Origin of the sequence: Neochlamydia sp. EPS4 (assembly GCF_000813665.1) — a bacterium.
Taxonomy (GTDB): Bacteria; Chlamydiota; Chlamydiia; order Chlamydiales; family Parachlamydiaceae; genus Neochlamydia.
Genome location: NZ_JSDQ01000047.1, coordinates 53,904 through 74,125 on the forward strand (window position 1 = coordinate 53,904; position 20,222 = coordinate 74,125).

At 39.8% G+C, this 20,222-nt stretch carries 15 protein-coding genes and 1 other RNA gene; 15 read left to right on the forward strand and 1 reads right to left on the reverse strand.

The window, feature by feature from the left end; genetic code table 11:
• Positions 1-13: 13 nt before the first annotated feature.
• From rplT to DB42_RS04455, 5 genes are all read left to right on the forward strand, one after another.
• The gene (rplT, locus tag DB42_RS04435) at positions 14-370 is read left to right on the forward strand and encodes a 50S ribosomal protein L20 (protein ID WP_039385742.1); all 357 of its coding nucleotides are present in this window, start codon (positions 14-16) and stop codon (positions 368-370) included.
• 84 nt (positions 371-454) lie between these two features.
• A complete protein-coding gene (gene pheS, locus DB42_RS04440) occupies positions 455-1,483 on the forward strand; it encodes a phenylalanine--tRNA ligase subunit alpha (protein WP_044881914.1) in 1,029 nt (342 codons plus the stop codon).
• Positions 1,484-1,574: 91 nt separating this feature from the next.
• On the forward strand, positions 1,575-2,450 hold the full coding sequence (locus tag DB42_RS04445) for an RluA family pseudouridine synthase (protein ID WP_044881915.1): 876 nt from the start codon (positions 1,575-1,577) through the stop codon (positions 2,448-2,450).
• Entirely contained in the window at positions 2,447-3,514 is a 1,068-nt protein-coding gene (gene waaC / locus DB42_RS04450) for a lipopolysaccharide heptosyltransferase I (protein ID WP_044881916.1), read from the forward strand. Before DB42_RS04445 ends, waaC begins: the two co-directional genes overlap by 4 nt.
• A 92-nt stretch (positions 3,515-3,606) precedes the next feature.
• A complete protein-coding gene (locus tag DB42_RS04455) occupies positions 3,607-5,238 on the forward strand; it encodes a hypothetical protein (protein ID WP_044881917.1) in 1,632 nt (543 codons plus the stop codon).
• 473 nt (positions 5,239-5,711) lie between these two features.
• Here DB42_RS04455 and DB42_RS04460 read toward each other — a convergent pair whose 3' ends face one another.
• Positions 5,712-6,176: an NUDIX hydrolase gene (locus tag DB42_RS04460; RefSeq protein WP_042240158.1), complete on the reverse strand. Its 465-nt coding sequence runs from the start codon at positions 6,174-6,176 to the stop codon at positions 5,712-5,714.
• Positions 6,177-6,503: 327 nt separating this feature from the next.
• On the opposite strand from DB42_RS04460, the gene DB42_RS04465 reads away from it, so the two are divergent.
• The 10 genes from DB42_RS04465 to DB42_RS11530 all read left to right on the forward strand — a co-directional run bounded on the left by DB42_RS04465 (position 6,504) and on the right by DB42_RS11530 (position 20,220).
• A complete protein-coding gene (locus tag DB42_RS04465; protein ID WP_044881918.1) occupies positions 6,504-7,169 on the forward strand; it encodes a MazG family protein in 666 nt (221 codons plus the stop codon).
• 15 nt (positions 7,170-7,184) lie between these two features.
• An RNA gene (gene ffs, locus DB42_RS10855) (signal recognition particle sRNA small type) lies at positions 7,185-7,283 on the forward strand.
• A 293-nt stretch (positions 7,284-7,576) separates the two neighbouring features.
• Entirely contained in the window at positions 7,577-8,191 is a 615-nt protein-coding gene (locus tag DB42_RS04470) for a hypothetical protein (RefSeq protein ID WP_044881919.1), read from the forward strand.
• A gap of 77 nt (positions 8,192-8,268) precedes the next feature.
• Positions 8,269-9,159, forward strand: coding sequence for a CPBP family intramembrane glutamic endopeptidase (locus DB42_RS10360; RefSeq protein ID WP_052435979.1), 891 nt, complete (start codon positions 8,269-8,271; stop codon positions 9,157-9,159).
• On the forward strand, positions 9,159-10,427 hold the full coding sequence (locus DB42_RS04480) for a serpin family protein (RefSeq protein ID WP_044881920.1): 1,269 nt from the start codon (positions 9,159-9,161) through the stop codon (positions 10,425-10,427). Before DB42_RS10360 ends, DB42_RS04480 begins: the two co-directional genes overlap by 1 nt.
• A 188-nt stretch (positions 10,428-10,615) precedes the next feature.
• A complete protein-coding gene (locus DB42_RS04485; protein ID WP_238578991.1) occupies positions 10,616-11,383 on the forward strand; it encodes a Stp1/IreP family PP2C-type Ser/Thr phosphatase in 768 nt (255 codons plus the stop codon).
• Positions 11,367-12,509, forward strand: coding sequence for a cysteine desulfurase family protein (locus DB42_RS04490; protein ID WP_044881927.1), 1,143 nt, complete (start codon positions 11,367-11,369; stop codon positions 12,507-12,509). Before DB42_RS04485 ends, DB42_RS04490 begins: the two co-directional genes overlap by 17 nt.
• Before the next feature lie 555 nt (positions 12,510-13,064).
• On the forward strand, positions 13,065-15,641 hold the full coding sequence (locus DB42_RS10365; protein ID WP_052435980.1) for a leucine-rich repeat domain-containing protein: 2,577 nt from the start codon (positions 13,065-13,067) through the stop codon (positions 15,639-15,641).
• A gap of 416 nt (positions 15,642-16,057) precedes the next feature.
• The gene (locus tag DB42_RS10370) at positions 16,058-18,061 is read left to right on the forward strand and encodes a leucine-rich repeat domain-containing protein (RefSeq protein ID WP_052435981.1); all 2,004 of its coding nucleotides are present in this window, start codon (positions 16,058-16,060) and stop codon (positions 18,059-18,061) included.
• Positions 18,062-18,183: 122 nt separating this feature from the next.
• On the forward strand, positions 18,184-20,220 hold the full coding sequence (locus DB42_RS11530) for a leucine-rich repeat domain-containing protein (protein ID WP_052435982.1): 2,037 nt from the start codon (positions 18,184-18,186) through the stop codon (positions 20,218-20,220).
• Positions 20,221-20,222 lie beyond the last annotated feature (2 nt).

Consider the following 20,222-nt stretch of genomic DNA (forward strand, 5'->3'; position numbering starts at 1 on the left):
GTGGAGATAAGCTATGGTTAGAGTAACCAATGCTGTTGCTTCACATCGTCGCAAAAAAAGACTACTTAAGAGAGCTAAAGGGTTTTTCGGTGATCGAAAAAACCACTTGCGTCTTACAAGTGATGCGGTTAATAAAGCGTTGGCCTATAATTACCGCCATCGCAAAGAGAAAAAACGCGAGTTCCGTAGCTTATGGATCATGCGAATTGGAGCCGCTGCGAAAATCCATGGAATTTCTTATAGCAAGTTTATTCATGGTTTGCAAAAAGCGCGATGTGATTTAGATAGAAAAATGTTAGCCGATATGGCTATTCGTGATCCCCAAGGCTTTGCTGCCGTGGTGAGTCATGCAAAACAAGCCCTTGTATAACAAGGTATTGATTTCCTACATTTTTAGCAGAGCCGCCGAGTGTGACTCTGCTATTTTTTTTATTTTATTTTTTTGAGGAAGATTGTGCATAGCTCCATTCAAGCCATTCGTAGCGACTTTACTGCCGATATAGCTGCCGTAAAAAGCACGGCAGAGATAGAAAATTTGAAAATAAAGTATTTAGGGAAAAAGGGCCTTATCCAAAATTTGATGAAACTCTTAAAAGAGGTTAATCCTGAACAGCGGCCCGCCTTTGGCAAGGAAATTAATGAACTTAAAGAAGAAGTGTTGCATCAAATTGAGGAACATGAAAAGCAGCTGATAGCTAAAGAAGAAGATCAGCAATTGGCTCAAGAAAAAATCGACATTACTTTACCTGGCAGGCGACCTCCTCTTGGACGCAAGCATATAATTACACAAGCCTTAGATAGTATCCTAGATATTTTAGTAGGCATGGGCTTCTCTGTACAATATGGCCCTGACATTGATACCGATTATTACAACTTTGAAGCCCTTAATTTTTCCTCCGATCATCCAGCACGTGATATGCAAGATACTTTTTATATCACTCCTGATGTTCTTTTACGCACTCATACCAGTAATGTGCAAGTGCGCGTCATGGAGGCCCATCAGCCTCCTATTCGTATCATTACTCCTGGTAAAGCTTATCGCAATGAAACCATTACAGCTCGTTCTCATGTTTTCTTCCATCAGGTAGAAGGTCTATATATCGACAAAGGAGTGACCTTTGCCGATCTTTTAGCTACCATGCAAGAGTTTTTTAAAAAACTATTTCGACGAGAAATTGAGACTCGTTATCGCCCAAGTTACTTTCCTTTTGTTGAACCAGGCTTAGAGGTAGATATCTCCTGCCTTTCTTGCAAGGGAAAAGGATGTCAGCTCTGTAAGCACTCCGGATGGCTCGAAGTTGCAGGGGCTGGAATGGTACATCCCGAAGTATTAAAAAATGGAGGAATTGACCCGGAAGTGTATTCTGGATATGCTTGGGGAATAGGCGTAGAAAGAATGGTATTACTAAAACATGGAGTAAAAGATATTCGTCTATTTACAGAAAATGATCTACGTTTTTTAGAGCAATTCACCCATTTTTAATCCTCTCTAACAAAGGATGCTTAAGAAATTGTAGAAAAACGCTAAAAGCAAGTTTTTCAGCCTATTTTTGACTTTTTTTTAAGGTTTAATTATGCAATGGATGGTGGAGACAGCAGAAAGTGGCCAAAAGCTGGTCAATTTTCTTAAAGGCAAGCTAGGTTCACGCTATTCTGCTCGCCAAATTAAGAGCAGTATTGAATATAATGGATGTTATGTGAATCATCACCTAGAGCATTTTGCTTCCACAGTTCTCGCTAAAGGAGATAAAGTTTCCTTGCCAGCAGGAATTCTAGAGAATAAACCTCTTTCTTCTTTTCAATTCTTACCTAGTCAGATTATTTATGAGGATAAAGAATTACTTGTTTACAATAAGCCTGCAGGGGTAGCCTCCGATGGTCAAGTATTGATAGAAGCTTTAAAAGCTTATAATATGAGGTGGGAGCTTTTACATCGGCTAGATCGGGATACGACCGGACTGTTGATGTTCACTCAAGGTAAGGCGTTTCGCGAAAAAATGGTGGCTGCTTTTAAAAAGCAGGAGATCGATAAAGTTTACTTAGCTCTTATTGATGGAGTTCCTAGGCAAGAATCAGGAAGTATTAACAACTATTTAGGTAAACTTCATGATTATCTTGGACAGTCATTATGGGGAGCTGTCCCTTCTGCTGAGGGCCATCATGCCCTTACAGCGTGGAAAGTCCAAAAAAAAGGCCCAAAAGCCTCTTTAGTGCACTGCTACCCGCGCACAGGCCGCACTCACCAAATCCGCGTGCACATGAGTGAAATGGGACACCCTATTTTGGGGGATCGGCAGTATGGGAAGCTCTTTCATTGTTCTTATTATAGCCCACGTTGTCTTTTACATGCTTATGAGCTATCCTTTATTCATCCCACTCTTCTACGCAAAATGCACTTTCAAGCTCCTATTCCTTTAGATTTTCAGCAAGCCATGGCGCAGGTGTTATGAGGATATTGATCGTTAAGACCTCTTCACTAGGGGATATTATCCATGGCTTTCCAGTACTTGCTTTTCTTCATCAGCAATTTCCGAAGATTAAAGTGGATTGGGTAGTGGAAAAGAGCTTTGCCGAAATTGTTAAAAGCCACCCTTTAGTTGAACGCGTCATTGAAATAGATACAAAAAGTTGGCGAAAAAGGCCTTTTAGCTTAAAAACATGGAGCAGCATATTAAGCTTTCGCTCAGCCCTACAACAGCAAGAATATGCGGCTGTGATTGACTTGCAAGGTAATACTAAGTCAGCTATTCCTACTTTTTTAGCAAGAAGTGCTCATAAAGTAGGGTTTGGAGCTAAATCTCTCCATGAGTGGCCTAACCGGTGGGTAACCCATCATCATTTCGATCCTCCCAAAGAGATAAATGTGCGAGATGAAAATGTATATCTGGTTCAGCACTATTTTCAATGCTATTCTCCCTTAAAAGAAGAAAAATTAATTTTAAATTTAAGTAAGGAACAAAAAGGCGTTTTTGATCTTCTTTGGAACAAGATAAAAGAGCTACCTGGACAAAAGATTTTAGTATGTGCAGGCTCTGCTTGGAGAAATAAAAGGCTTTCTTATGAAGCCCTGGAAAGTTTTTTATATGAAATTTCTAGCAACCTGAAAGTTTCTCTTATTTTAGTATGGGGAAATGCCGAGGAATTAGCCATAGCACAAAAGCTTCAGGCTGCCCTGGTGACAAATGTAAGCCTTTTGGATAAAGTCTCTCTTGCGGTTTTACAAAATTTAATGAGTCGGATAGATGCTGTCATTGCGATGGATTCCTTGCCTTTACATCTAGCTGGAATGTCGGGAACACCTTCCTTTAGTGTATTTGGAGCTTCTTCTGCTCGTAAATATAAGCCTAAAGGTAGCCTACATGAAGCTATACAAGGGGAGTGCCCTTATGGACGGACTTTTGAAAGGCGCTGCCCTGTATTAAGGTCTTGTCCTACGGGATTGTGTATTCGCGGATTATCAGGAAAATATTTGTTTCAGCAGTTTGCCCATTTTTATTCGCAGTTAAAAAATTAAAAGGGCCATTTTAAGCTTTAATAAAATCTTTAAGAAAGATTGCTATTGTCTATTCATTAGATTAATTCATAGATAATTTTAGGAGGGGCTTGATGAGCTTTAATGTAGACAAAGGGGCGGAAAAGGGAAGAGAGCTTTTATATAGCTTTTATAAAGATACTCGGCCTAATGGAGGGCGAGCAAAGCTAAGGAATGCTATTGCAATCTTTAATCGCCTTAAAATTGATAAGACGCTTACCCCTGAAGGGCGCTTACGAGAGGCTATACAGCGCTTATTCGATAAAAATTGCTCAGATAGAGAGACAAAAGTTGAGCAGGCCGTCGCTTATCTAGCTTCTAAAATAGATGATAAAAATCATGAGACAACTAAGCGATTAGAAAAATTATTTGGTAAAATCAATCATTCCGAGCGGGAAGCTTTTATCAGCGGGGAAGAAAAAGCCTTTAAAAAAAGCCCCGCTTATGAAAAGCAATGGCTACAAGAGAAAATAGCTCAAAGCAAAAATGAGCGTTTTGCCCTATTAAAAGCTAATCAAGCAATTCTTGAGGATATAGAAGGCCCTTCCTTTATCTACTTATCGCCTTTGATTGAGAAACTTGATGCATTCATTTTAAAAGAGGAGAATCCTCTTCTTGGGCAGCATCAAGCGCATATAATTAAAATCTTGCGTACCCTCAATGATCTCAATAAAAAAAACCTTTCCGCAGCAGAGCAAGCTAGCATGCGCGAATTTCTCGCCGGGGTGGACTGGGGGATTTTCGAGCCTGAAAACATTTCCTACCTTCATCAAGCCAATATTCATAATATTGAAATGCTAAGTGATTTGCCTGCAGGCAATCAACTGCTAGCCTCAGAGGTGAAAAAAACTTTGAATGAAAATGCCTATAAAATTCTAGCGCTTGAGGAAGAGATTGCTGATAAAGAAAGAGAGTATGATCGATTATATGGCGAGCGACATCAACTGTCTATTCAAAGTCTACTCCCTCCTTCTAACATACACGAAGGACAAGCTACTCCTCCCTTGCAAGATGGCATTCATCAAAAGGAAGAAAAAGACCTAGCAGACTTATTAGCTGTAATAGCAGCAATGGATGCCGAAGAAGAAAGGGCTAGAGAAGAGCCAAGTGTGGAAAGGGCACCTACCCGGGAAGAAAATCATCTTACCCCTGCAAGCTATGATGAAGAAAAAGCCCTAGCAGAAGCATTAGCTGCAAGCTTAGAGGAGTTTGAAAAATTAAACCCACCTAAAAAAAATGAAGGAGAGCAAAAGACAGCTAAAAACTTTGGCAGAGGCCCTTTATCTCTGCTTGAACGCATGCAACTAACAGAAAAAAAAGGTAAAGAGGGGATTCAGCCAGCTACCTCTAACATTCCTCCTTCTGCCCCTGGCACTATTAAAGGAGAGAAAGGAGCGTTAAAAGAGGCTTTTACAGCACCTGACATAACTTCTCAAAAGGGTAGAGCAGGAGCAAGGCCATCTGTTCAAGCTTCCCCCTTAAGAGCTGCTCCTGAAGAAAGTGTAGAAGCAAAATTAGACACAGCTCAAAAGGTAAAGGATAAAGGGAAAATGGCTGAAGTTAAGCAAGAATCATCAGTCACAAAGCTTGTCAAGTTTTTAGCGGCCCCTTTTGTTAAAATTGGCCAATGGCTGTTAGCCTGTTTTTGGTGGATTTTTAAAAGAAGAAATCCATGGATAAGCTTAGCTAAAAAGCATGAGAACTGATACACAGCTAGAAGCCTATCACTCTTTCTTAGTGAGGACTAGGTCTCTAGCTTTTTAAGCTTGCCATCTTAAAGCCCTATCTCTATAGATTTTAAGTTCCCTTAAGGTTTACTTCTACCAGCTTGCTAGCTTTCTCACCTTAATAAAGCACCCTTAGCACTGATTTTTGCAATAAAACTCATGCTTAGCTCCAGGAATTTATCTTTATATGCGGGACAGAGAGTACAAAATATGAACTTTATGCATGTCGTTGAAAGGTCTAGGGCGACCAATAGAGGGGCTGGCTAGTATGAATGAATCCTTCTTTGGATATCTTTACCTTCTCTTGATAAATTTTTTTATGCTTTTTAAGGGTGAGTTTTGCTAGGACTTCCTGTTGAAGCGAGCTGGTAATAAGAATGAAATAGGATTATATAAAGGGTTGCTCGGAAGCGTATTACTTTTTTTGTATACTTCCTTAGGGGCCACATTTTTTAAAAGCCTCTTAAGAAAAGATGGCGAAGTGTTTGCTGGGTTTCCACAAAAATCTCTCCGTCAGGGTTTAAAGCTTCTATCTCTTCTAGGGTAAACCAGCGTATCCCATTAGTCTCGCAAGGATTTTCTTTGATCTCGCCACCGATGGGGCGGGTAATATAAATAAAATCAACATGTTGATGGGCAGGTTGATCTCCGAAAGGGGGAATTTCTTCTAACAAGCATAGATAGGGACGTTCAAAACTATGCGCATTCCACCGCTCAATCCATATATTTTCTTGAAGAATAATCTCAACTTCAAGACCCGTTTCTTCTTTAGCCTCTCGTTTGGCTGCCATAGGGGGAGTTTCGTGAGGATACATATGCCCTCCAGGCGGTAACCATTTACTTAATTTTCGATGAAAAATGAGTAAGACTTTTTCATTATCAAAAATATAAGCGGTGGCGGTGCATTGTTTTTCCATATAACCTTATCTAAAATTTTAACCTCCTACCCTATCACTTGCGGAAGGATTATTCTAGTTTTTTTACATCACCTTAGTTTATAAATGAAGAGACCTATTAAGGCTATAAACCTATTAAGGCTATAAACCTAAAGGTGGAATTTTATTTATGGGGTAGCTAAAGGAATGTTTACCTATGTTTTGGCCTATCTTGTCTAATGAATGGCTGGCTTTTAAGCTGTTTTTAGCAGAGAAGAGCCACAGGATAAAAGATAAAATTCCTTAATAAGGCCTCCATAAACCTGTAATCCTCGATTATTTATTTAATCCTCTAAACTTAAAGTGGCTATGCAAGAATTTAATCAACTGATAGAAATTATTGAGCGTTTGTTAGCGCCTGAAGGATGCCCTTGGGATCAAGCACAAACGCTACATTCGCTAAGATCTTCGCTTTTAGAAGAAAGCTGTGAAGTCATTGAAGCGATAGATTTAGGCCACAATAGCCATATTCAAGAAGAGCTAGGGGATCTTTTTTTTAATGCTGTTTTTCTGTGCAAGATAGCAGAAAAAGAGAAGCGTTTTACTTTTGGTGCCGTGCTTAACGAGCTTAATGAGAAATTAGTTCGACGCCACCCGCATGTTTTTGGCGAAGGAAAAAAGATAAATACTTCTCAAGAGCTTTCCCATCAGTGGGAAGAAATAAAAAAGCGTGAAAAAGGTAAAGATATGCGCAAAAGTGTCCTGGATGGCATTTCTAAGTGTTTGCCTGCTTTATCACGCGCTCAAAAAGTTCTTAAAAAAATAAAAAATTTCGGATATTTAAAAGATTTACCGGCTGGCGATCTTGCTTGTATCCATAATGAAAATGAATTAGGTAAGCATCTTCTTTTCTTGGTAGGAGTAGCTCAAAAACAGGGTCTAGATGCTGAACATGCTTTAAGAAAAACTCTCTCTCATTTAGAAAAAGATTTTCAACTTTTTGAAAAAAAAGCATTTATAAATAACGAGGAATAAGCTATTCTTATAGCTGCCGGGGACCTTGTGGAATGAAATAGTTCGAACCAGGTCAGGACAGGAATGTAGCAGCCTTAAGGATAATGTTTATGCCTTGAGATAATCTCCGGCACTCTTTTTAATTAAATTCTTCTTAAAGTTAAACGATAGTATGCCTTCCAAGTAAGCTATCTTTCTAACACCTTTTTTCTTGTAACGTATAAGGTCATTATCTTTTTACCTTGCTTCATTCTAGAGAATGAGGTGGGAAAAATATATTCCTTTATTTATTCTTCTCATGCTTGGCTGCTAGCGTTTTGATGTCAAAATTTTTGTAGAAAGATAATAATCTTTTTGATAAAATTAAACACTATAAAACCCTTTCCTTATTAATAACAGGTTTTTATGTACTATTTGAGGTGGAATTAATGAATAAAATTATATTATCTTTAATAATCTGTTTACTTACTATTTCTTGTGCTTCACGTTATGGAGATTTTTATCCCATGCATGACGATGGTAAAGCCAAACCGCGCGTGGTATTATTGCCTACCATGGATGCTACGGAAAGATCCTCTAGTGTCGATTATCTTATAAAGCAAACGCGTCATCAATTAAGAGAAAGGGGAAGCTTATATCTTTATCCCCAAGAGTGCGTTGAAAGACAATTAGAAAAGATAAAAAAAGTTTCCTTTTTTAATCCCGATTTTTCTTTTGTGAAGAATTTTGGGGGAGCTGATGTAATAGTAGCTACCGAACTTGTAGAATATCGAAAAGATAGGTATGGAGAGGTAGAAGTGAAATGCATGCCCCCTCATCTGCATAATAAAAATCTATTAACTATGAAGCTAAAGGTGCGTATGATTGATCTACGTGGAGAGCAACCGACAGTGGTCCTACAAGAGATCATGACAGAGCAGCTTTTGCTCCCTCCTACAGCTTGGGACAGTGATAAAGAAAAGTATTACTTCAAAAAATTGAGCGAGCGTTTAGTTAGAGATCTTGTCATACGCTTAGAAAATATAGCCTTACACGTTCTGTAGATGAAAAAGGAGAGAGCGAGGATCCAGCAAGCCTTACTCTTTTTAATTTATAAACTTAAGTTTAAGCAATGGAAAACATGCAAACATTGATGATTGAGCGGTTACAGATTTTCACTAGCGCAAGCTTTATATTTATAATATTTTTGCTAGTGGCCTGGAAAAATGATTATTTTAGCTCCAGTAGAAGATTGCCTGAATCCAAGCAAGCGTTAGATGTAAAGTTATGGAGTTGCCCTTTTGCTATTTTTTTTCTTTTGCAAATCCTACTCGTTCCCGCCTCTTTTAAGTTATGGGCTTTTTTTTATCCTCACGAAGAGCCCTTTTCTCCTTCATCTCTTACTCCAGAAATACAAGGGTGGTACACCATCTACGCTATTTTTGTAACAGGCATAGGAATAGGTGTCTATTACTTTTCTTTATCTAAAGGAAACCAAGAGATAATTCTAGGAGCATGTGCTTTAAAGGGCAGCCTTTATAAACTACAAGATTTTTTTATTGCTTGCCTAAGTGGGGTGTTAAGTTATCCTTTAGTCATCGCAACAGGTCAATTTATTGCTCTTTTGTTAATGCTCACCTACCAAAATGTTGAAATTGAGCAAGTAGCTGTGCAGCAGATTAGGATGGCAACCTCTTCTCTACCTCTGCTAATAACTTTAAGTGTATGCATTATATTTATCGTCCCTATCATCGAAGAATTGCTTTTTAGAGGTTTTTTACAGAATGGATTAAAGAAATATATGACCTCCAAGCAAGCGATTGGATTGACTTCTTTAATCTTTGCCCTCCTCCATTTTTCTTCTCTGCAGGGCTGGGGAAATGTTGAATTAATTGCTTCGCTTTTTGTCTTGTCTTGCTTTCTAGGATTCATTTACGAGCGGCAGCAATCGATTTGGGCATCTGTTAGCTTACATGCTATTTTCAATGCGGTTAATATTATGCTAATTTTTTATACAAAAAGAGGGGTTTAATGAAGCACATCTTTACAAAAACTTGGTTTAAATTAGTGGTATTAGGATGGATAAGTCTATTCTCCCTACCTATACAATCGGAGGAAGAAAAAGCCTCTCAGGATGAGCTGAATGAAAGGCTTTTAGTCTCTCAAGGGGCGAATGCGTTTGCTATAGATATGTACAATCAGCTGCCCCCCACGAATAACCTTTGCTTTTCCCCCTACAGTATTTTTTCTTCTTTTGCAATGGCTTATACCGGTGCTGCTGAAAATACCCATAAAGAAATCTCTACTGCTTTTCATTATCCTCCTTCTATTGATAAATTGGGAAAAGGTTTAGCAGAGCTAAACCATTTCTTTACTTTTTATCCGAGCAGTGCTTCTGATGAAATACGCGTCAGAGTAGCCAATTCTTTGTGGATTCAAACCAATTTCCCGTTACTGCCTTCTTACAAAGAAGGCATGAAAAAATATTTTAATGGCACATTTAGAGTCATCGACTTTAAAGGACAACCTGAAACTGCACGGGCTACCATTAATGCTTGGGTTAAGCATCATACCTTTGGCAAGATCATTGACATTTTGCATTCCCAAGCCATAGATTCATCAACCCGCATGGTCCTAGTGAGTGCTCTCTATTTGAAAGCAAAATGGAAAAACCCCTTTGATCCCCATTTAACTACTCAACAACCTTTCTTTACAGAGGATGGGGTCGTTCAGACAGCTTTATCCATGACTCAAACAGCTTATCTTCCTTATTTAGATACCCCGGAAGCAGCCGTTGTGGAACTTCCTTACATTCTTTCGCGAAAAGAAGGTCCTGAATTTTCTATGATGATTATTTTACCTCATCAAAAAGAGGCCTTGAGGGAAGTAGAAAAAGGGTTAACGGCAAGAAAGCTAGAGGAATGGAGAAAAAATTTAGAAAATACTAAGGTCCTTATAACGATTCCTAAATTTAAAGTTCTCCAATCTAGCAATCTAAAAGATATCTTAGAAAAGATGGGAATGCACACGCCTTTTAGTGAGCAAGCTAATTTTTCAAAGATAACTGAATTTAAAGGGTTAAAGATTGGAAATGTTTTACATAAAGTCTATCTATCCATGGATGAAAATGGTAGCGAAGCTGCTGCTGCCACCTCTATTAGCATGAATGTTACTTCAATTTTGGAGCCGAAAGCTCCTGTGATCTTTCAAGTAGACCATCCTTTTATTTATATGATTTATGAGAAAAAGACAGATACTATTCTCTTTATGGGAAGGGTAACCGACCCCAATAAAAGTTAGCTACTAACTCGTTAAAAAACTTACCCTCTATCAAGCGCCTAATCAATTTTGATAGAGGGTAAGACTCACAAATTTGGCTTGTTTTCTTTCTCTCTACTCCCATCTAGTAAAAAATTCTGTAATGGATTATGATTCCTTCATTAAACTGCACCTGATTAGTAAGTCCTTTCCTCAAAAATTCTATGTTTATGAACCTAAAGTATTATAAGGTCTCTGTTTACGGTATCTCAGACAAAGGCCTTGTACGCTCAAATAATGAAGATTTTTGGACGCATGTGCATGAGTTGGACTTTGTGGTTTTAACAGATGGAATGGGGGGGCATCGTGCAGGGGAAGTAGCTGCTCGTGAGGCAGCTAAGGCTCTTTGTGAGCACTTGCAGCAAACACTTGCTATCGCAGGCCCTTCGCTCTCAATTGATGAAGCTCATGGCCTTATTCAGCTATCTATCGAACATGCCAATCATACTGTCTATGAGCTGAGCAAAGCTGAAAAGGAGTGGCGGGGAATGGGAACCACCCTATGCTGCTTACTCTGCCATCCTCAGGGTATTATTTATGCTCACGTAGGGGACAGTAGAATTTATCGTTTACATAACGCTCGTCTTCGACAATTAACTAAAGATCATTCTTTGCTAAGGGAATTAGTGGACTTAGGTCAAGTGAATGAACGAAGTAAAGATAAATTTATCTATAAAAACATTATCACTAAAGCGGTAGGCACAGAAAAATCGGTGGAGCCTTCTGTGCATATTAGCGATGTAGCTAAAAATGACATTTACCTGATGTGTTCAGATGGCCTTACCGATATGCTGAGCACAAAAGAAATTGAATCCGTGCTCAACAGCATTCAAAATATTGAGGCCGCTGCCCACATTCTAGTTGCCAAAGCTAATGCAAAAGGTGGGCATGATAATATTACTTTAGTAATTATTAAAATTGATGAAACTCGTGAATAGAATTTATTTAGATAACAACGCCAGCACTTATGTGGATCCTTACGTCATCCAGGTAATGACCGAAGTCTTACGCACCTATCCGGGAAATCCTTCTAGTCCTCATTCCTTTGGCCGTGAAGCCCGCCAGGTTTTAATTCAAGCACGCCAGGCTATTGCTAGCTATCTTAAAGTACGTCCTCAAGAGATTATTTTTACTTCTGGAGGTACAGAAGGTGCAAATATGGCCATTCGCGGTATCCTAGGTGCGTTAACTCAAGGGCATATAGTGACCTCTAACGTTGAACATGCCTGTGTGCATAGCGTGATGGATTTATTGCAGCATCAAGGAATTGAGGTTACATCTCTCGCGGCAGGTTTGCATGGAGCTGTTCTGCCAAAAGATGTAGCTGCTGCTATTCGCCCCCATACCCGATTGATTGCTTTAATAGGAGCAAGTAATGAAACAGGAGTAAAAACAGATATCAAAGCTATTGCCAAGATAGCAGAAGAGGCAAATGTTCCTTTTTTTGTAGACGGGGTAGCTTTGCTTGGTAAAGAGCCATTAGAAATTCCTGCAGGTGTGTCAGCAATGTCTTTCAGTGGACATAAAATTCATGCTCCTAAAGGCTGTGGATTTATTTATCTAAAATTTTCTCAAAAATTACTTCCCTTATTGCACGGAGGACTGCAAGAATATAACCGCCGCGGAGGGACTGAAAATCTGGCCGATATTGCTGGAATGGCTGCAGCCATACAAATACTGGCCCAAACTTTACCGGAAGCTTCTGAAAAGATGCTAAAATTAAGGGTCTATTTCGAAGAGTCTTTAAAAAAGCATTTAGGCGAGGCAGTGCACATTAATGGAGAGGGGGACAGAGTTTGCAATACAGTCAACTTAAGTTTTGACGGGATAGATGGAGAAACATTGTTAGCAGCTTTAGATATGGCAGGAATAGCTGCTAGCCATGGGTCTGCCTGTTCCTCAGGAGCCATGGAGCCTTCACGTATTCTTCTTAACATGGGGATTCCTTTAAAAAGAGTAAGAGAGTCGATTCGCTTTTCTTTAAGCCGGTATGTCACTCAAGAAGAAATAGATCGTGCAATTAATATAATTGTGAATTTGGTAACCAAACTAAAGGCTTTATAAGCTATCTTTAAGAATAGAGGCTTGCAAATAAGCCAGGCATACAGGGGACTAAAAAATTGCTGGCGTTCTTTCTAAAAGACGCCGATCGATAATCCCATTATAGCGTATACAATGTTGCCAGGTATTCTGTCTTATAAAAATTTCTCTTTAAATCTTAAAGCTTTTTAAAATATTTTAGGCATTCTAAAAAGCGTAAAATTTCTCTTTGCATTAAATCTTTGCCTTATTTCGCTTAAATTTCCATGGTCATCCAAGAACACCTTTCTTTTCTCTTACTGAGAAACAAGAAGTTTTTTTTCAAGATAGATTTATATCTTACGTTCTAAGAAATTTTTCTCCATGTCTTTCTTTATAGAAAGTATAAAAAAAATAAGCGGTATGAACAGCGGCTATAGCTTCTACCCAGTACGAATATTTTTTTTCTCTTAAAATAAAAATTGATCAATAAAGATAAAAAGAATATGTTAAGGGCAATAAAGTAAGATAAGATCTTAAAAAGCAGGTTACACCAGCATTTAAGGCAATCACTTATCCTAAAACTTTTAGGAGGTTATTATGATCCCTTCATCTTCAACTTCTAGCACCCAGATAACTTTCCGCACAACACTTTCAGAGAAGATAGAAGATGCGGTCTCAGGTAAGCTGATGACTCGGGCAGTTACTTTGTTTCCTTGTGGTCATACCTTTAACGAAGATACCGTCATCGAGTGCTTAGCGCGCAATAAGCTTTGCCCTCTAGATAGAAGGCTTATTGAAAGACATGCGCCTAACTACACGGTGAGGTACCTAGCCGAAACAGCTGGATCTCATCCATTAGAAGAACCTAAGCATGAGCCTAGTGAAGAAGCTGTAGGACATTTCTTACGAGGTAAAGAACTTGCTGAGAAAGGAGATCATGCAACTGCTATAGAAGCTTTACTGCAAGCTTTGCAATTAACTCCTAGTTATGAAAAGGCCCAAGCTTATCTTGAATTTTGCCTTAAACGCTCCTCAGAAGCTTCTTCATCTTCACAGCCGCTCTCCCCTTCTTTATCAGAAAAAGGCAAAGAAAAAAGCCTTTCTTCTACAGACTCTCCTAAAGAAGGCTACACTAAACTCTTATTCAATCTGTTAGAAGAGCCTTCCATTCAAGAAAACTCTATATTAAAGAAGATATTAGAGAATCAAGTCGAAAGGCTGATGAGCCAAGAGGGTGAAGAGCTAAATGAGAAAGAAAAAGTAAACTATAAATGGACAGAAAAATTACTAGGAGAAAATAAAAAGGTTAGGCAGTTTGTGGTTGAAAAACTGCGGCAAATCCACCATCAGTCCCTTTGCCTTGCCTCGGTCGCTCCTCAACCTTCTATTTCTTCTTCATCTACTATCTCGTCTAAAGAGATTCAAGCTCTTGCTCCTCCATCTACTACTCCTATTTCCATGGTTTCGCTTTACAATGCAATTCTCCAGGTTCATTTTCCTGCGGGAAAAAGGGATTTCATAGCACAAGCTGGTATTTTAGATAAAATTTACGAAATTAAACCTAATCTTTCTATTGAAGAAAAAGTCCCTTATATTTTTCAAAAGCTTTTTACCTTAGCTGCTTCTCTTTCTCCTACAGAATTTGAAGGGAATACTAGGGGAAGCCAATCTTTTACCCTCTCTAATTATTCCTCCTATCTGCTCAATATTAACCGCCTCTTAATTTGGCAAAAGCTACCGGGAGGAAACGATTATCTCAACCAACCACAAATAAAAGCTTTATCTTTAAAGAAAAAAGGAGAGCTGCTAACGCGGTGGATAGAAGAGATGGGTAAAAACATTACCATTCTGGACTTAGATAATGTAGGCTTGACTTATTTACCGCCAGAGATAGGGCAGCTTTCTCAACTTCAAGCGCTTGGCTTAAGTAACAACCAGCTAACTGTTATTCCTCCCGAACTGTGGCATCTTTCTAAGCTGAGATGTCTCCTCTTAGACTCCAACCAGTTAAGGGCTATTCCTACATCAATTGGACACCTTTCTCAGCTGCAAACGCTTTACTTAAACTTCAACCAGTTAACTGCTATTCCTGCAGAGGTAGGGCATCTTTCTCAGCTGCAAATGTTTAGGCTAGATAGCAACCTGCTAACCACTCTTCCTGCAGCCATTGGGCAGCTTTCTCAGCTGAGAGAGCTTTGGTTAAGCAACAACCAACTCACCACTATTCCTATAGAGGTAGGGCAGCTTTCTCAACTGCAAACGCTTGACTTAACAAACAACCAACTCACCAATATTCCTGCAGAGGTAGGGCAGCTTTCTCAGCTACAACTGCTTTTATTAAGCAACAACTGGCTAACCACCATCCCTGCGGAAATGGGACAGCTTTCTCAGCTGCAAACCCTTGCATTAGACCGCAACCAGTTAACGGCTATTCCTACATCTATTGGGCAGCTTCCTCAGCTGCAAAGCCTTGCCTTAGATCGCAACCAGCTAACGGCTATTTCTACATCTATTGGGCAGCTTCCTCAGCTGCAAATGCTTTGTTTACATAACAACCAGTTAACTGCTCTTCCTGCGGAAATCGGGCAGCTTTCTCGGCTGCAAACGTTTAGGTTAGATAGCAACCTGCTAACCGCTGTTCCTGCAGCCATTGGGCAGCTTTCTCAGCTGAGAAAACTTTTATTACATAACAACCATCTAACCGCTATTCCAGCAGAGATAGGGCAGCTTTCTCGGCTGCAAACGTTTAGGTTGGATAGCAACCAATTAACCGCTGTTCCTGCAGAGATAGGGCGGCTTTCTCAGCTGAGAGCGCTTTCCTTACATAACAACCATCTAACCGCTATTCCTGCAGAGATAGGGCGGCTTTCTGAGCTGGATTGGCTTGACTTAAGCTCCAACCAGTTAACCGCTATTCCTGCAGAGGTAGGGCAGCTTACTAGGCTACAAGAGCTTGACTTAAGTAATAATCAGCTAACCGCTCTGCCTATAGAGATATGGCAGCTATCGCAGCTAAAAACTCTTGACTTAAGTAATAATCAGCTAACGGCTATTCTTGCAGAGATAGGACAGCTTTCTCAGCTACAAACGCTTGACTTAAGCAACAACCGGCTAATCTTTATTCCTCATCTTCCTAAGCTAAGATTACTCAAGATTGATGGTAATCCCCTTTAGATGGCATTATGAAGTCAATCCAATCTTTTGTACGCTTGTTTACTTTGGTGAATAAAGGAAATCCATCTTTCCTAGCCTTTGGGCCAAGGTTTCAGATAGGTAGCCTACAATTGGCAAAAATTTTCCCTTTTAAGCCTTTTAGCAGGTTATTCAGGCTATGAAATGAAAGGTTTGAGAGCAAAAACTTTGAGAGGCTAATCCAAAGAGATAGGATAAAAATGGATAAGAGGTAATAACAGCTGCTATAGCTTCTACCAAATGCCAGCAAAGATTCTCTCTTTTTTCTTTAAAATAAAAATTGATCAATAAAGATGAAAAGAATAAGTTAATGGCGAAAAGTTAGGGCAAGACCTTAAAAAGCAGGTCGGACCAGCTTTTAAGGTAATCTCTTATCATAAAATTTTAAGGAGCTTATTATGATTCCTTCATCTTCTACTTCTAGCACCCAGGTAACTTTCCGCAGTACAGTTTCAGAGAATATAGAAGATGCGGTTTCAGGAGAGCTGATGACTCGGGCAGTTACTTTATTTCCTTGTGGCCATACCTTTAACGAAGATACCGTGATCCAATGCTTAGCGCGCAATAAGCTTTGTCCTCTAGATAGAAGGCTTATTGAAAGGTATGCACCCAACTACACGGTGAGGCACTTGGCTGAAACAGCTGAATCTCATCCATTAGAAGAACTTAAGCCTGAACCTAGCCAAGAAGCTGTAGGACATTTCCTACGAGGTAAAGAACTTGCTGAACAAGGAGAGCATGCAACTGCTATAGAAGCTTTACTCCAAGCTTTGCAATTGGCTCCTGCATATGAAAAAGCTCAAGCCTACCTTGAATTTTGCCTTAAGAGCTCTTCCAAAGCTTCTTTATCTTCCCAGCAACTTCCTCCTCTTTTTACTGGGAGTAGAGATAAAGGTAAAGAGAAAAGCCTTTCTTCTATAAACTCTCCTAAAGAACGCTATACTGAACTCTTATTCAATCTGTTAGAAGAGCCTTCCATTCAAGAAAACTCTATATTAAAGAAGATATTAGAGAATCAAGTCGAAGAGTTGATGAGCCAAGAGGGTGAAGAGCTAAATGAGAAAGAAAAGATAAGCTATAAATGGACGGAGAAATTATTAGGAGAAAACAAAAAGGTTAGGCAGTTTGTCGTTGAAAAACTGCGGCAAATCCACCAGCAGCCCTCTTGTCTAGCCTCGGTCGCTCCTCAACCTTCTATTTCTACTTCATCTACTACCCCTATTTCCATGGTTTCGCTTTACAAGGCAATCGTCCAAGTTCATTTTCCTGAGGGAAGCGGGGATTCCATAGCACAAGCTGGCATTTTAGATAGGATTTATGGAATTAAGCCTACTCTTTCTGCTGAAGAAAAAGTTCCTTATATTTTTCAAAAACTTTTTACCTTAGCTGCTTCTCTTTCTCCTACAGAATTTAAAGAAAATGCTAAGGAAAGCAAGGCCTTGACCCTTTCTAATTATTCTTCCTATCTACTAAATATTAACCGCCTCTTACTTTGGCAAAATCTACCTGGAGGAACCGATTATCTCAACCAGCCAAAGATAAAAGCTTTACCTTTAAAGAAAAAAGGAGAACTGCTAAAGCAGTGGATAGAAAAGCATGGCAAAAACATTATCAAACTGAACTTAGATGAGGTAGAGGTAGGCCTGACCTTTTTACCGCCCGAGATCTGGCAACTTTCTCGGCTATCCTGCCTTTCCATAAGCAATGATCAACTAACTACTCTTCCTCCAGAAATAGGGCAGCTTTCTCATCTACAAACGCTTGACTTATGTTGCAACCAGCTAACAGCTCTGCCTGGAGAGCTCTGGCAGCTTTTTGAGCTGAGAGAGCTCTACTTAACCCTCAATCTCAATCAACTAGCTGCTATTCCTGCCGAGATAGGCCAGCTCTCTAGGCTGCAAAAGCTTGACTTACGCTACCACCAGATAGCAAATATTGCTGCCGAGATAGGTCAGCTCTCTAGGCTGCAAAAGCTTGACTTAAGCTTCAACCGTCTAACCGCTATTCCTGCCGAGATAGGGCAGCTTTCTCAGCTACAAAGGCTTTGTTTAGATAGCAACCAGCTAACCGCTATTCCTGCTGAGATAGGGCAGCTTTCTGAGCTAAATTGGCTTGACTTAAGCTCCAACCAGTTAACGGCTATTCCTGCAGCCATTGGGCAGCTTTCTAAGCTACAAAGGCTTGAATTAGGTTGCAACCAGCTAACCGTTATTCCTGCTGAGATAGGGCAGCTTTCTCAGCTACAAATGCTTAGCTTACATAACAACCAGCTAACCTCTATTCCTGCGGAAATCGGGCAGCTTTCTCAGCTAGATTGGCTTGACTTAATCCGCAACCAGCTAACCGTTGTTCCACACCTTCCTAAGGTAAGAATGCTTAATATTGAGAGTAATCTCATTTAGATGGTATTATGAAGGCAGATCTGTCTTTTTTGCACTTCTTTACGTTGGTGAATAAAGGTAAATCTACCTTCCCTAGCCTTATTTAAGGCAATCGCTTATCATAAAACTTTAAGGAGCTTATTATGATCCCTTCATCTTCTACTTCTAGCACCCAAGTAACTTTCCACAGTACAGTCTCAGAGAATATAGAAGATGCGGTCTCAGGAGAGCTGATGACTCGGGCAGTTACTTTGTTTCCTTGTGGCCATACCTTCAACGAAGATACCGTCATCCAATGCTTAGCGCGCAATAAGCTTTGTCCTCTAGATAGAAGGCTTATTGAAAGGCATGCACCTAACTACACGGTGAGGCACCTAGCTGAAACAGCTGATTCCCATCCATTAGAAGAACTTAAGCATGAGCTTAGCGAAGAAGCTATAGGACATTTCTTACGGGGTAAAGAACTTGCTGAACAAGGAGAGCATGCAACTGCTATAGAAGCTTTACTGCAAGCTTTGCAATTAACTCCTACCTATGAAAAAGCCCAAGCCTATCTTGAATTTTGCCTTAAACGCTCTTCCGAAACTTCTTTATCTTCGCAGCCACTCCCTCCTCTTCCGCCTTCTTTTCATAATAAAAATAAAGGTAAAGAGAAAAGCCTATCTTCTACAGACTCTCCTAAAGAAGGCTATACTGAACTTTTATTCAATCTGTTAGAAGAGTCTTCCATTCAAGAAAACTCTATATTAAAGAAAATACTAGAAAATCAAGTTGAAGAATTGATGAGCCAGGAGGGCGAAGAGCTAAATGAGAAAGAAAAAGTAAGCTATAAATGGACAGAAAAATTACTAGGAGAAAATAAAAAGGTTAGGCAATTTGTGGTTGAAAAACTGCGGCAACTCCACCAGCAGTCCTCCTGTCTTGTCCCAGGCGCTCCTCAACCTTCTATTTCTTCTTCATCTACTATCTCGTCTAAAGAGATTCAAGCTCTTGCTCATCCATCTCCTATTTTCATGACCTCGCTTTACAATGCAATCCTCCAGGTTCATTTTCCTAAAGGGAATTGGGATTTCATAGCACAAGCTGGCATTTTAGATAAGATTTATGAAATTAAGCCTAACCTTTCTATTGAAGAAAAAGTCCCTTATATTTTTCAAAAGCTTTTTACCTTAGCTGCTTCTCTTTCTCCTACAGAATTTGAAGGGAATACTCAGGAAAGCAAAGCTTTTACCCTCTCTAATTATTCCTCCTTTCTACTAAATATTAACCGCCTCTTACTTTGGCATAAGCTACTAGGGGGAACCGACTATCTCAACCAGCCCCAGATAAAAGCTTTACCTTTAAAGAAAAAAGGAGAACTATTAACACATTGGATGGAAGAGAATGCTAAATACATTGTCATTCTGGCCTTAGATAAATTAGGCTTGACCTTTTTACCGCCAGAGATCTGGCAGCTTTCTCATCCGCGAGCGGTTGGCTTAATCTTAAGTAATAACCAGCTAACAGTTATTCCTGCAGAGATAAGGTATCTATCTCAGCTATACGAACTTAGGTTAGACAGCAATCAGCTAACCGCTATTCCTACATCTATTGGGCAGCTTTCTCAGCTGCACAGGCTTGTCTTAAATTTCAACCAGCTAAACGCTCTTCCAGTAGAAATAGGGCAGCTTTCTCAACTGCAGGAGCTTTCGTTAAATGGCAACTGGCTAACGACTATTCCTGTTGAGATAGGGCGGCTTTCTTATCTGCAAATGCTTCTCTTAAAAGACAACCACTTAACTGCTCTGCCTGTAGAGATAGGACAGTTATCGCAACTGCAACAGCTTGACTTAAGCTCCAACCAGTTAACGGCTATTCCTGCAGCCATTGGGCAGCTTTCTCATCTTCAAGTGCTTGGCCTAAGTAACAACCATCTAGCCGCTGTTCCTGCTGAGATAGGGCAGTTATCGCCACTGCAACAGCTTGACTTAAGCTCCAACCAGTTAACGGCTATTCCTGCAGCCATTGGGCAGCTTTCTCATCTTCAAGTGCTTGGCCTAAGTAACAACTATCTAGCCGCTCTTCCTGCTGAGATAGGGCAGCTTTCTCAGTTGCAAGAGCTTGACTTAAGATATAACCCGCCGCTAACCAGTATTCCAGGCTTTCCTAAGATATGGCAATCTCTTACCATAAAAGTTTAAGG

What these genes read in the sequence shown, in the direction of transcription:
- DB42_RS04465 (WP_044881918.1), top strand. Translation starts at nt 6,504, where the DNA reads ATGCAAGAATTTAATCAACTGATAGAAATTATTGAGCGTTTGTTAGCG.
- rplT (WP_039385742.1), top strand. Translation starts at nt 14, where the DNA reads ATGGTTAGAGTAACCAATGCTGTTGCTTCACATCGTCGCAAAAAAAGA.
- DB42_RS10370 (WP_052435981.1), top strand. Translation starts at nt 16,058, where the DNA reads ATGATTCCTTCATCTTCTACTTCTAGCACCCAGGTAACTTTCCGCAGT.
- DB42_RS04455 (WP_044881917.1), top strand. Translation starts at nt 3,607, where the DNA reads ATGAGCTTTAATGTAGACAAAGGGGCGGAAAAGGGAAGAGAGCTTTTA.
- DB42_RS10365 (WP_052435980.1), top strand. Translation starts at nt 13,065, where the DNA reads ATGATCCCTTCATCTTCAACTTCTAGCACCCAGATAACTTTCCGCACA.
- DB42_RS11530 (WP_052435982.1), top strand. Translation starts at nt 18,184, where the DNA reads ATGATCCCTTCATCTTCTACTTCTAGCACCCAAGTAACTTTCCACAGT.
- DB42_RS10360 (WP_052435979.1), top strand. Translation starts at nt 8,269, where the DNA reads ATGCAAACATTGATGATTGAGCGGTTACAGATTTTCACTAGCGCAAGC.
- DB42_RS04490 (WP_044881927.1), top strand. Translation starts at nt 11,367, where the DNA reads ATGAAACTCGTGAATAGAATTTATTTAGATAACAACGCCAGCACTTAT.
- DB42_RS04485 (WP_238578991.1), top strand. Translation starts at nt 10,616, where the DNA reads ATGAACCTAAAGTATTATAAGGTCTCTGTTTACGGTATCTCAGACAAA.
- DB42_RS04470 (WP_044881919.1), top strand. Translation starts at nt 7,577, where the DNA reads ATGAATAAAATTATATTATCTTTAATAATCTGTTTACTTACTATTTCT.
- DB42_RS04445 (WP_044881915.1), top strand. Translation starts at nt 1,575, where the DNA reads ATGCAATGGATGGTGGAGACAGCAGAAAGTGGCCAAAAGCTGGTCAAT.
- DB42_RS04460 (WP_042240158.1), bottom strand. Translation starts at nt 6,176, where the DNA reads ATGGAAAAACAATGCACCGCCACCGCTTATATTTTTGATAATGAAAAA.
- DB42_RS04480 (WP_044881920.1), top strand. Translation starts at nt 9,159, where the DNA reads ATGAAGCACATCTTTACAAAAACTTGGTTTAAATTAGTGGTATTAGGA.
- waaC (WP_044881916.1), top strand. Translation starts at nt 2,447, where the DNA reads ATGAGGATATTGATCGTTAAGACCTCTTCACTAGGGGATATTATCCAT.